Here is a 12,944-nt window from a genome sequence, read left to right as displayed (position 1 = left end):
CTCCTTTGTCAGTGTCCCGTGGTGGCCTTCGCCACCGCCTCCGCATCCGTCAACACCAGCTGGTCGCGGTGCACCACCTCATGGTCCACATGCACCATCCGGCCGGCCGCACGCCGTTCCAGGAGGACCCGCAGATCCCCGGACGACAGGTGCACCATACCCTTGGCGATCACGCGCCCGTCCATCGTCTTGCACGCGACGACCGCACCTTCGCGGAACTCCCCTTCCACGGCGGCCACGCCGGGGAACAGGAGGCTCGCCGCCTGTTCGGTGATCGCGCGAACGGCCCCGTCGTCGAGGACCAGCGCCCCTTCGACCTTCGTCCCGTGCGCCATCCAGAGCTTTTTCGCCGGCAGGCGCGGGGGTTGCGGGTCAAACCAGGTCCCGACCGATTCCCCGCGCGCCGCACGCACCAGGACGTCTTCCTCGCCGCTGGCCGCCACCAGGGTCGGGATGCCCGCCTCCACGGCGATGCGCGCCGCGGCGAGCTTCGTGCGCATGCCGCCGGTCCCGACGGCGCTGCCGCTGCCGCCCGCCATCCGCTCCAGGTCGGGGGTCCATTCGCGAACGTGATCGATCCGCTGCGCATCCGCATGCCTCCGCGGATCAGCGGTGTACAACCCGTCGGTATCCGTCAGCAGCACCAGCCGGTCCGCCTCCACCACCAGCGCCACCAGGGCGGCCAGGGTGTCGTTATCGCCGAAGCGGATCTCCTCCACGGCGACGGTGTCGTTCTCGTTCACGACGGGCACGACGCCCCGTGCGAGCAGGGTGGTCAGCGTGTTGCGGATGTGGATGAAGCGCCGGCGCGACTGAATGTCGGCGCGGCTCAACAGCACCTGGCCGACCGGGACACCGAAGCGGGCGAACAGGGTCTCGTACATCCCGATGAGCAGCCCCTGGCCGACGGCGGCTGCAGCCTGCTTCTCCGGCATCGTCAGATGCGCCCGCCGCCAGCCCAGCCGCCCCACCCCGGCCGCCACCGCTCCGGAGGAGACGAGGACCACCTGCCATCCCGCCTCCCGGACGCGGTGCACCTGGCCGACCAGTCGCGCCAATTGATGCTCGTCGACCTTTCCAGAGGCGTCGGTGAGGCTGCTCGATCCGATCTTCACCACCATCTTCGCCGCGCGCATAACTTCCCCCCTCCGTCCCGCGGACCTGGCGGCCACCAACGGAAAAGCCCTTTCGCCAGAAGGGCGAAAGGGCTCGCGGTACCACCTTCCTTGGTGCCGGACCGCGCCACGGCATGGGCGCGGGGCACCCGCTCTCGCCGCTGTAACGGCCGGCACCCGTTCCGCTTCATCACGGAAAGCTCCAGACTCGGTTTCGATCCGCACATTCCCGCGCGGGCTCTCAGCGCACCACCCGCGCTCTCTGTCGGCGCCACGGACCTACTGGATCTGTCATCGCCCGTATGCACCCGGCTGCCGCCAGGCCGATTGTTCCTATACCGTAGATATACCCTCACCCTAACCGGGTGTCAACGGGTAAGTCCCCGCCTCATGAGCGGGTGTGCCACCCTTTCCCGCGTCAGGCGGCCGAGGAGTGGCGCGGATCGATCCGCCTGTCCACCCGCCGCGCGTACCACGCGGTGAGGATGGGCACCAGGATGGCGGTGACGATCACGGACGCGGCGACCTGCACCGTGGCGGTCGCGGCCACCCCCTTGTACCCGGCGTACGCGGCGGCCACCGCCATCGGAACGGCCGCGGCGTTGCCTGCGGTAGAGGCCGCGGCGATGCCCGCCAAGCCGTTGCCGCCCGTGAGGCGATCGAGCAACACCAATACCGCGCCGGTCACCACGACGACCAGCAGGCCGAGCACGATGCCGGACAGGCCGGCCTTGAGCACGTTCGCGAGGTTAATGCCAAAGCCGAGGGCCAGAGCGAACATCGGAATGAGCACATCCTGGGCCTTGCTCAGGAACTTGCGCATCTCGTCGTCCAGATTGCCGAGCACCATGCCGATGATCAGCGGCAGGATGGCGTACACGAAGGCCAGGAGCGGGAAGGACGCCAGTCCGGTGACCCCGAGGATCAGCATGGTGAAGAACGGCCCCGACTCTAAGGACATGATGGAGTAGGCGGCCACGTCCTCCCGCCGCTTGCCCAGCTGCCCCATCAGGGCCATGTAAAGACCGCCGTTGGTATCGGAGAAGGCGGCCACGATGGCGAGGGCGGAGAGGCCCAGCACCAGGTGGTTCTGGTCCGGCGCCAGCCACTTGATGAGAAAACCGATGATGGCAGCGGTCACGACCTTGCCAGCCCAGAGCGCGACGCCCTTGCGCAAGATGTAACCGGTCTCGCGCAACTGAATGGTGCTGCCCAAGCAGATGTAAAAGGCGGCCAACAGGGCCGAGGCGCCGGTGAACAGGCCGCCCGTGAACGAGCTCTTGAACACCGGATCGTCCGGAAGATGCGGGAACAAAGTGCGAAGTACGGCCCCGATGAGCAGCGGGATGATCATCATCCCGCCGGGAATTCTGTCGATGGCGCGTTTCATACGGTCTCCTCCTGTGCTGTTGTGTTAGGACGCGTCCCCCGACAAGAAATCGGCCGCGACCAGAATGGAAGCGATCATGCTCTTCTCTCTCGCAACGCCTTTGCCAGCGATGTCAAAGGCAGTGCCGTGATCGACCGAAGTGCGCAGAATCGGAAGCCCGAGCGTCACGTTGATGCCCGTGTCGAAGCCGAGCATCTTGATGGCGATGTGGCCCTGGTCGTGATACATGGCGATCACGGCGTCAAACTCACCCCCTGCCGCCCTGGCATAGACCGAGTCGGGCGGCAGCGGGCCCGTGCAATCCACGCCTTCCGCCCGGGCCTGCTCCACCGCGGGACGGATCTGGCGTTCGTCCTCGTCGCCGAACAGCCCCCCTTCGCCCGCGTGCGGATTCAGTCCGGCGACGGCGATCCGCGGATTGCGCAGGCCAAACTGCTCCAGCGAACGGTGCGTCAACCGGATGCGCTCAAGCACCCGTTCCGTCGTCGCGAGTTCGATGGCCTGCCGCAGGCTGACGTGGGTGGTCACGTGTACGACGCGCAGCCGGCCGTTGACGAGCATCATCGCGGAGCTCGGCGAACCTGACAGCTCCGCCAACGCCTCGGTGTGTCCAGGATACTTGACCCCGGCGAGTTTCCACGCTTCCTTGTTGATGGGTGCGGTGGCGATGGCGTCCGCCGTGCGATGGACCGCGAGATCGACCGCCTTCGCCACGTACTCAAAGGCGGCCCGGCCGGCCTCGCGAGTGACCTGACCCCAGGGCAGCCCCGCGGGCACGTTGTGCAAGTCGAGCACATCGATGACCCCGTCTTCGAACCTGGCCTCCTCCACCCGCTCGATGGCCCGCAGCTCGGGCACCGCTCCCTGCCAACGGCCGGCGGATGCGAGGATGCGCGATGCCTCCCGGAGGCGTTCCAGATCCCCGATCACCACCGACTTCACCCGGTCCCGCACCTCGGACGCCTGCACCGCCAGCAGCGTGATCTCGGGCCCGATGCCGGCGGGATCGCCCATGGTCACTGCCACAATCGGTTTGCTCACAATCCGTCAACTCCACAATCAGTATGATGTCCTGTTTCGGTACCCACGTTTCCGCCCTGCGACCGTTCACCGCCAGACGCGGGTCAAGAGCGGGTCAAGAGTTGCACCGCTCGCCACAACGCGTCCTCCGCCCCAAATCCGCCGGCCTTGGTGACCAACAAGGCACGCCCGTGCGGAGTCTCGATGGTGTTCCACGGGATCCCGGGGGCCACCTCCCCCTCGGGCCAGATGGCGTGTACGCCGATGGCCCGGCACAGGGCGAGAGCGGTGTCGCCGCCGGTGGCGACGAAGCCGATGGCCTGTCCGGCCGCGCGCTCAAACCAAGCCTTCGCGGCGGCAGCGAGATCGTCCTCGAACCGGTGTCCGGCCGCACCTGTCGGACGGCGCGTGCCCAATGCAGCCGCGGCCATCACGCGGCCCGGGGAATGCTGGCGTTCGTGCGCCGCGATGGAGTGGACCAGCTCCTGCGTCGCCCGGGCGAGTTCTTCCGCTGCCGTCCGGGGATCGGCGAGCTGTACGGGGTCGAGCTCCGTCACTCGGATGCCAGCCCGCTGGGCCAGGACCTCGAGCTGCCGGTGTGCCGCCGGATTGGCGCTGCCCACCAGCACCAGCACCCGATCGCACGGGTCGTGCCCCTGTCCCGGACCGGCCGCGTCGTCCCGCACGTTCCGGTCCGCGCTCCCGTCTGTTCCCGCTCCGGGCTTCGCCAGCCAGTGCCGCGGCAGTTGCTTCGCCAAACCGGCGGATCCGCACAGGAGCACGTCCTCCCGCCCCGCAAACGCGTCCGCGATGACCGCGAGATCGTCCTCCGATTCGGCGTCGACGACCACGGCACGCGTGCCTGTGCCGAGCGCGTCCAACCAGGAGGCGGCGGCCGCCGGCCCTGATCGGACGACGGACAGGGGAAGTTCCTCGACAGGGAGCTGAGTCCCTTGGGCGATCACGTCGGCCACCCGGTCCGACACAATGGGGTTTCGAGGGTCCTGCGCAAACGCGGTCTGGTGGACGGGGGTCCCATGCACGGACAGACGGCCACCGACGACCTGCCGGCCGTTGGCGGGGAACGATGGGGCCACCACGGCGAACCGCCGACCGAGTGCCTCCAGAGCCGCTTCCAGCTCGATCCCCAGGTGTCCCCGAAGCGTAGAGTCCACCTTCTTGTACACGTGCACACCTCCGGCCCCCGCGGTGCCCAGACGGGTGCCCAGATCTTTCAATCCGCCTGCCGCCCGCGCCACCCGCCGCCGTGCCTCTTCGGGATCCGCGGCGCGAGATTCGGTATCGGCCACCTGGACGACGTGCGGGCCCAGTGCGGGATCCCAGGGGGCGTCTGGGTTCAGGCTCACCCGGACCCGGTACAATCCGGTCCGGAAATAATTTGCGGCGTCTGCGGCGCCAGTGAGATCGTCCGCGAGAATGCAGACGCCAGGGATGAGGTCTTTGTCTGTGTCCAGCGGACGCGGACCTTCCGCCGTCACGCTGTCCGTGGGATGACTGAAGCGCATCAAAAAGCCGCCTTTCACGCGCCGTCTCCGGCTTGTGGCTGTACCTCGATAACGGGAACCCCGCTGGCGAGCACCACATCCCGATACGGCGCCGGGATATAGTCGGTGATGAGCAGGTTCACGCGCGTCAATGGGGCATACGCATCCAGGCCGGCGTCGCAGAATTTCTCGTGGTGGACCAAGAGAATGGACATGTCGGCCCGCTCCATCGCGGCCAATTTCACGGTTGTGGTGAGCGGATTAAAATTGTACAACCCGCGGCGCACATCCACTTTCGCAGAAGACAGAAAATATCGCTGGAGCCGCCGCTGGCGAAAATAAGCGTCCGTGTCACTTCCGAACACGGCGGCCATCTCGGGCACATAGCGCCCAGGTGCGAGGTTCACCGTGATCCCCCGGCGAGCCGCCGGTTGCAACACCGCCAGCGAGTTGGTGTAAATCAATACGCCGGAAGGCAGATACGGGCACATCATCGAGACGGTGGATCCGGAATCGAGTCCGACGGTGTCGTTGGTGGATACGAACGACGCTGCCCGCTCCGCGATCTTACGCTTCGCCGCGAGGTGCTCTCGAGAGCGCACTGCGAACTCGGGACCGAAGGTGCTGTCAATCCGCATCCGCAGATTCCGCCCCGCCTGATTGGGATGGTAGTCCAGCTCACTGGCCGCCTGGCGCACGCGAGCTGCGATCTCCACGTCGACCGTCGGCACCCCGTTCAACACCCGCGATACGGTCGCTGGGGAGACGCCCGCCCTTGCCGCAACGTCCTTTATCGTAACCATGCTCATCACCTCCCATGCAGACAGAATTCGTTTTCGGAAAACGTATTCTCTGTTAGGAATACTACAATGAAACCGCTTTGTCAATCCGTTTGAAGGGGCGACGTGAGAGGCGACATGAGAGGCGACGCGGCCCTGCTGAGGACGCTGCCCTACTGAGCCCGCTTGTGAGATGGAGATGCGCTTGAAGTCGGTGGATTGAGGATGGGCGGTGGCATAGGTGGACAGATGGATGGGGGGACGGCGGGGCGGCACATGTACACGGGCGACGGATGGATGGAGCGGTGGGTTCACGGCGCGGTGCGCAGACAGCACCGGTCGGTACCTGGGTGTCTCGGGTTTCTCCTGTGTCTCAAGGGGCATGACCCGGGTTGGTCGGTAAAAACGATATCCACCTTAATCCTCTGGGGACCCGGCACGATTGTGGACGTTTCGAATTTAACTCGGACCCCCGCCGACACCATAAGGTGGTTTCGTTACATTATCCGCTCCGGCCCGGCTCCCCGTCCGCCCGCTTACATGCAAAACAGTCACTATCACAGCCCAGAGGTCTGAGGATAAATGCAAAACCGTTGGTATCCATTCCAGCCTCTGGTGCCATAAGTGCAATTCGTTTGTTACAGCTCACCGAATGGACCGTCTCGGCGCCACGTCCAACCCATGCACCACCCATTCGCCCCCCATTGACACCCCATTCATCCCCCATTCCCACCCATTCTCCCCCGCTGAGCCGTCCCGACTGACATCGCGCCCGTCTGAGCCCTCACGTTAACACAGACCAGCCGCCATCCGCCTCGGCCGAGGTTGCATCCATTCGCGACCGCGCTGCGCATCAATCCCGACAAGCCCATGACAAGCCAACGCCTGCCGCACGCCACACAGCAATAGGCCCGGCCTGCACCTTCCGTGCTGGCCGGGCCTTCTCTCTCGCCTGGCGGCGTCCTACTTTCCCAGGGGCTCCCGCCCCGAGTATCATCGGCGCTGGAGGGCTTAACGGTCGTGTTCGGGATGGGTACGCGTGTTTCCCCTCCGCTATGACCACCAGACTTTAGGGTGTCCTTGCACCCTCGAAACCAGATACCGAGTTTCCCTGCTTCTGGTGAAGCCCTCGACCGATTCGTATCCGTCTGCTCCACGTGTCACCACGCTTCCACACCGGACCGATCTACCTCGTCTTCTTCAAGGGGTCTTACTCCCTTTCGGGATGGGATACGTTATCTTGAGGCTGGCTTCGCGCTTAGATGCTTTCAGCGCTTATCCTTCCCCGACTTGGCTACCCAGCGGTGCTCCTGGCGGAACAACTGGGACACCAGCGGTCGGTTCGTCCCGGTCCTCTCGTACTAAGGACGACCCCTCTCACGTATCCTGCGCCCGCGGCAGATAGGGACCGAACTGTCTCACGACGTTCTGAACCCAGCTCGCGTACCGCTTTAATGGGCGAACAGCCCAACCCTTGGGACCGACTTCAGCCCCAGGATGCGATGAGCCGACATCGAGGTGCCAAACCTCCCCGTCGATGTGGACTCTTGGGGGAGATCAGCCTGTTATCCCCGGGGTAGCTTTTATCCGTTGAGCGATGGCCCTTCCACTCAGAACCACCGGGTCACTAAGCCCGACTTTCGTCCCTGCTCGACCTGTCCGTCTCGCAGTCAAGCTCCCTTCTGCCTTTACACTCTCCGCGCGATTTCCATCCGCGCTGAGGGAACCTTTGGGCGCCTCCGTTACCCTTTAGGAGGCGACCGCCCCAGTCAAACTGCCCGCCTGACACTGTCCCCATACCGGCTCCACGGTATCAGGTTAGAAAACAGGTATCTCAAGGGTGGTATCCCAACGCCGGCTCCATGCAGGCTGGCGCCCACACTTCTCTGCCTCCCACCTATCCTGTACATGACATACCCATCTCCAATATCAAGCTGCAGTAAAGCTCCACGGGGTCTTTCCGTCTAGCCGCGGGTAACCTGCATCTTCACAGGTATTACAATTTCACCGGGTCTCTCGTTGAGACAGCGCCCAAGTCGTTACGCCATTCGTGCGGGTCGGAACTTACCCGACAAGGAATTTCGCTACCTTAGGACCGTTATAGTTACGGCCGCCGTTTACTGGGGCTTCAATTCGGACCTTCGGGATCTCTCCCTAAGCCCTCCTCTTAACCTTCCAGCACCGGGCAGGCGTCAGCCCCTATACGTCGCCTTTCGGCTTCGCAGAGACCTGTGTTTTTGCTAAACAGTCGCTTGGGCCTTTTCACTGCGGCTCTGCTCTCACAGAGCGCCCCTTCTCCCGAAGTTACGGGGCCATTTTGCCGAGTTCCTTAACGAGAGTTCTCCCGCGCGCCTCCGTGTTCTCCACGCGCCCACCTGTGTCGGTTTCCGGTACGGGCACCTTGTCACTCGCTAGAGGCTTTTCTCGGCAGTGTGACTCCCAGGGCTTCGGTACTTTCCTTCCCTCCCCATCACAGCTCACGGTTACCAGTGTGCGGATTTGCCTGCACACCCCGCTTGCTGCTTGGACGGCCTCTTCCATCCGGCCGCTCCCCTGAGCCTCCTGCGTCACCCCTTCGCTCAAGCGTGCCAAGGTGGTACTGGAATTTCCACCAGTTCTCCTTCGACTACGCCTTTCGGCCTCGCCTTAGGTCCCGACTTACCCTGGGCGGACGATCCTTCCCCAGGAACCCTTGGGCTTTCGGCGGACAGGATTCTCACCTGTCTTTTCGCTACTTATACCGGCATTCTCTCTTCCGCTCGCTCCAGCTCGCCTCACAGCTCACCTTCCCCGCAAGCGGAACGCTCCCCTACCATACGTCTCCGTATCCAAAGCTTCGGTGGCCAGTTTAGCCCCGTTACATTTTCCGCGCAGCGACACTCGACCAGTGAGCTATTACGCACTCTTTAAATGATGGCTGCTTCTAAGCCAACATCCTGGTTGTCTGTGCACCGCCACATCGTTCCCCACTCAACTGGCACTTCGGGACCTTAGCTGTTGGTCTGGGCTGTTCCCCTCTCGACCACGGATCTTAGCACTCGTAGTCTGACTGCCAAGCACCCACAAAGCGGCATTCGGAGTTTGACTGAGCTTGGTAACCCTGGCCGGGCCCCGCACCCAATCAGTGCTCTACCTCCGCCTCTGTCCACTTGACGCTAGCCCTAAAGCTATTTCGGGGAGAACCAGCTATCTCCGAGTTCGATTGGAATTTCTCCCCTACCCCCAGCTCATCCCCCGGCTTTTCAACGCCGGTGGGTTCGGGCCTCCATGCGGTGTTACCCGCACTTCACCCTGGCCAGGGGTAGATCACCCGGTTTCGGGTCCATGTCAGCGGACTTGCGCCCTTTTCAGACTCGCTTTCGCTTCGGCTCCGGCTTTTCGCCTTAACCTCGCCCGCTAACATCACTCGCCGGTTCATTCTACAAAAGGCACGCCGTCACACGCCAACGCGTGCTCCGACTGATTGTAGGCACACGGTTTCAGGTTCTCTTTCACTCCGCTCCCGCGGTACTTTTCACCTTTCCCTCACGGTACTCTCCACTATCGGTCGCCAGGGAGTATTTAGCCTTGGAAGGTGGTCCTCCCGGATTCCCACGGGGTTCCTCGTGTCCCGCGGTACTTGGGGTCATACTCCGGAGCTGCATCGGTTTCGCCTACGGGGTTCTCACCCTCTACGACCGGCCTTCCCATGCCGTTCGGCTACCCATGCAGTTTCTCACTCCGTCAAGCCGTTGCAGCGGCTTGCCTGTATGCCCCGCTACCCCAACGCGGCAACGGCTGCAACCTCTCACACCGCGCTGGTTTGGGCTCCTCCGCGTTCGCTCGCCACTACTTGCGGAATCACGCTTGTTTTCTTCTCCTCGGGGTACTGAGATGTTTCAGTTCCCCCGGTTGCCCCCTTGCACCTATGCATTCAGTGCAAGGTACCGGCCCATGACGGCCGGTGGGTTCCCCCATTCGGACATCCACGGATCGACGCTCGCTTACAGCTCCCCGTGGCGTATCGGCGTTCGCCCCGTCCTTCATCGGCTCCTGGCGCCTAGGCATCCACCGTGCGCCCTTCCTATCTTCACCTGTCGCAGGTCACCCCTGACGTTTCCACGTCAGAAGCGTCTCTCGGTATCCAGTTTCCAAGGTACATCGAGAAAGCTACCCCCATGGTCTCCCACGGGTCTCGCCCCCTCAAAACCGAACACGCCTGAGAGCTCCTTGCTCCGTAGAAAGGAGGTGATCCAGCCGCACCTTCCGATACGGCTACCTTGTTACGACTTCACCCCAATCATCAGCCCCACCTTCGGCGGCTGGCTCCCTCTTGCGAGGGTTACCTCACCGACTTCGGGTGTTGCCGACTCTCGTGGTGTGACGGGCGGTGTGTACAAGGCCCGGGAACGTATTCACCGCGGCATGCTGATCCGCGATTACTAGCAATTCCGGCTTCATGCAGGCGAGTTGCAGCCTGCAATCCGAACTGGGGGCGGCTTTCAGGGTTTTGCTCCGCCTCGCGGCCTCGCCTCCCGTTGTACCGCCCATTGTAGCACGTGTGTAGCCCAGGACATAAAGGGCATGATGATTTGACGTCATCCCCACCTTCCTCCGACTTACGCCGGCAGTCACCTGTGAGTCCCCGCCTTTACGCGCTGGTAACACAGGTCAAGGGTTGCGCTCGTTGCGGGACTTAACCCAACATCTCACGACACGAGCTGACGACAACCATGCACCACCTGTCTCCCCTGCCCCGAAGGGAAACGCTATCTCTAGCGCTGTCAGGGGGATGTCAAGCCCTGGTAAGGTTCTTCGCGTTGCTTCGAATTAAACCACATGCTCCACTGCTTGTGCGGGCCCCCGTCAATTCCTTTGAGTTTCAGTCTTGCGACCGTACTCCCCAGGCGGAGTGCTTATTGGGTTTCCTTCGGCACTGAAGGGTAACCCCCCCAACACCTAGCACTCATCGTTTACGGCGTGGACTACCAGGGTATCTAATCCTGTTTGCTCCCCACGCTTTCGTGCCTCAGCGTCAGTCACTGTCCAGCAAGGCGCCTTCGCCACTGGTATTCCTCCACATATCTACGCATTTCACCGCTACACGTGGAATTCCCCTTGCCTCTCCAGCACTCAAGTCAAACAGTTTCCAAGGCCACCCCGAGGTTGAGCCTCGGTCTTTCACCTCGGACTTGCTTGACCGCCTACGCACGCTTTACGCCCAGTGATTCCGGACAACGCTCGCCCCCTACGTATTACCGCGGCTGCTGGCACGTAGTTTGCCGGGGCTTCCTCTCCCGGTACCGTCTCCCCTGCGGCTTTCCACTCCGCAGGTCGCTCTTCCCGGGTGACTGAGCTTTACAACCCGAAGGCCTTCTTCGCTCACGCGGCGTTGCTCCGTCAGGCTTGCGCCCATTGCGGAAGATTCCCTACTGCTGCCTCCCGTAGGAGTCTGGGCCGTGTCTCAGTCCCAGTGTGGCCGGTCACCCTCTCAGGTCGGCTACGCATCGTCGCCTTGGTGGGCCGTTACCCCGCCAACTAGCTAATGCGCCGCGGGCTCCTCTGTCAGCAGCGCTCTTGCGCCTTTCCCAACAGGCAGATGCCTGCCCATTGCTCTATCCGGCATTAGCACCCGTTTCCAGGCGTTATTCCGGTCTGACAGGCAGATTGCCCACGTGTTACTCACCCGTCCGCCGCTGGCTCCAAGAGGCAAGCCCCTTGAAACCCGCTCGACTTGCATGTATTAGGCACGCCGCCAGCGTTCGTCCTGAGCCAGGATCAAACTCTCAAACCTATCCTGTGATTCTCGCGAATCACTTCGTACGTTCGCTCTCATGGCGTGTTCAGTTTTCAAGGAACCAGTCGCTTTCTCACTTCGCCGCTCTCAACGGCGCCATCCATCTTACCACACCGCATCCTCGATGGGAAGTGGGGGTTTTTGGAGGACCTCCGCTTGGGCAGCCTTCTCTGGAAGGCTTCCACTCGCATGATCCCCTCTGGATGGCTCCGCTGCCCGGCACCCGATCGCCTGACCGGCGCCGTGGCCGTCGCAGCCATGCCGCCAGCAACGGTGCCGACGCCACAGCCGTCGCAGCAGCGACGTCGAGTAATATACCACGGCTCACGAATGAGATCAATGCCTTTATAGATGGAATTTCCTGTTTGACGATCGGTGAATCTGCACCTCGCTGACCACGATGCCCGCGAGGATCAGCAATACCCCGCCCCAACGCAGCCACGCCACGTATTCACCGAGGATCAGCCACGACGCGAACACCGCCACCGGCAGCTCGATGGACCCGAGCACCCCCGCCATTCTGCCGCCCGTGTGCGGGATGGCTTTCAACATCAGCAGCATGGGCAGCGTCTGGCCGAACAGGGAGACCAGCACCGCCCAGAACCACAGCCCGTGCCAGAGCGCACCGTCGATCAGGAGCCGCGGCGGGATCAACAGGAAGATGACGAAGGTGGCCGCCGTCACCGTGATCGCCGAACGGGTCAAAGGGGATATCTCATCGCTCAGGAAACCGGAAAGATACAGCGTCAACGCGTACGACAGGGCGGCCAACAAACCAAGGGCCACGGCCCACGCCGGGAACGATCCCACGGGCTGGCCGATCAACCCCACCGCCAGCACCGTCCCGACGAAAATGCACAGGGCCCCCAACCACTTCTCCACACTCGGCACCCGCCGCGTCACAAGGATGTCGATCCCCATCACCATCCAGGAAAACTGAAACAGCAGCACGATACCAAGGGATGCTGGGAGCACCGACAGGGACTTGTAGTACGCGAAGCTCGTGACCGCGCTGCATACACCGATGGCCGCCATCAAGAGCAGCTGCCGGCGGTCCCGCCACCCCCGGCGGTCCCGCCACCCCGCACGCGTCGCGGCCGTTGTCGTACCGATTTGTGGCACATCCCCGCGCTCGCCGCCCCGCAGGCGAGCGAAAGCCCATGTGATGAGGCGGATCGCCCACAGGACCACCACCGCCGCCAGATACTGGCCATCCGTGACGTCCTCGACGTCGAAACCGTGATCGATGGAGAGTTTGATAATCGGCGAGACCAGGCCATAACTGCCGCCGCCGAGCAAGACCAATCCCGCATACCAGAGCGATGCGCGCCGAGGACCCAACTGTCTCATTCGCTGGAC

Annotated in this window: 6 protein-coding genes and 3 rRNA genes; all 9 read right to left on the bottom strand. The window is 63.2% G+C overall.

Translation table 11 applies throughout. The features are described 5' to 3' along the window. Nucleotides 1-8: 8 nt before the first annotated feature. The 9 genes from proB to N687_RS0114835 all read right to left on the bottom strand — a co-directional run bounded on the left by proB (nucleotide 9) and on the right by N687_RS0114835 (nucleotide 12,935). Nucleotides 9-1,136 (bottom strand): glutamate 5-kinase, encoded by a 1,128-nt coding sequence (gene proB, locus N687_RS0114875; RefSeq protein ID WP_029422609.1) that lies wholly within the window; start codon nucleotides 1,134-1,136, stop codon nucleotides 9-11. A 397-nt stretch (nucleotides 1,137-1,533) separates the two neighbouring features. Continuing rightward, on the bottom strand, nucleotides 1,534-2,505 hold the full coding sequence (locus N687_RS0114870; protein WP_029422608.1) for a 2-keto-3-deoxygluconate permease: 972 nt from the start codon (nucleotides 2,503-2,505) through the stop codon (nucleotides 1,534-1,536). Nucleotides 2,506-2,529: 24 nt separating this feature from the next. Then, nucleotides 2,530-3,546, bottom strand: a complete 1,017-nt coding sequence (pdxA, locus tag N687_RS0114865; RefSeq protein ID WP_331280141.1) for a 4-hydroxythreonine-4-phosphate dehydrogenase PdxA — start codon at nucleotides 3,544-3,546, stop codon at nucleotides 2,530-2,532. Nucleotides 3,547-3,629: 83 nt separating this feature from the next. Then, nucleotides 3,630-5,051 carry a four-carbon acid sugar kinase family protein gene (locus N687_RS0114860; RefSeq protein WP_156040168.1) on the bottom strand — a complete coding sequence of 474 codons (1,422 nt, stop codon included), beginning with the start codon at nucleotides 5,049-5,051 and terminating at the stop codon, nucleotides 3,630-3,632. Nucleotides 5,052-5,065: 14 nt separating this feature from the next. Next, nucleotides 5,066-5,833, bottom strand: coding sequence for a DeoR/GlpR family DNA-binding transcription regulator (locus N687_RS24490; RefSeq protein ID WP_029422605.1), 768 nt, complete (start codon nucleotides 5,831-5,833; stop codon nucleotides 5,066-5,068). A gap of 926 nt (nucleotides 5,834-6,759) precedes the next feature. Continuing rightward, nucleotides 6,760-6,876: ribosomal RNA gene (gene rrf, locus N687_RS0114850) — 5S ribosomal RNA — on the bottom strand. 50 nt (nucleotides 6,877-6,926) lie between these two features. Continuing rightward, nucleotides 6,927-9,883 (bottom strand): 23S ribosomal RNA (locus N687_RS0114845). A gap of 146 nt (nucleotides 9,884-10,029) precedes the next feature. Beyond that, nucleotides 10,030-11,582: ribosomal RNA gene (locus N687_RS0114840) — 16S ribosomal RNA — on the bottom strand. The 16S, 23S and 5S rRNA genes sit together here, the layout of an rRNA operon. Before the next feature lie 348 nt (nucleotides 11,583-11,930). Then, nucleotides 11,931-12,935, bottom strand: a complete 1,005-nt coding sequence (locus N687_RS0114835) for an EamA family transporter (RefSeq protein ID WP_051663297.1) — start codon at nucleotides 12,933-12,935, stop codon at nucleotides 11,931-11,933. Between the last annotated feature and the right edge of the window lie 9 nt (nucleotides 12,936-12,944).

The organism is Alicyclobacillus macrosporangiidus CPP55 (assembly GCF_000702485.1).
GTDB lineage: Bacteria > Bacillota > Bacilli > Alicyclobacillales > Alicyclobacillaceae > Alicyclobacillus_H > Alicyclobacillus_H macrosporangiidus_B.
This window is presented reverse-complemented; position numbering and strand designations above follow the sequence as displayed.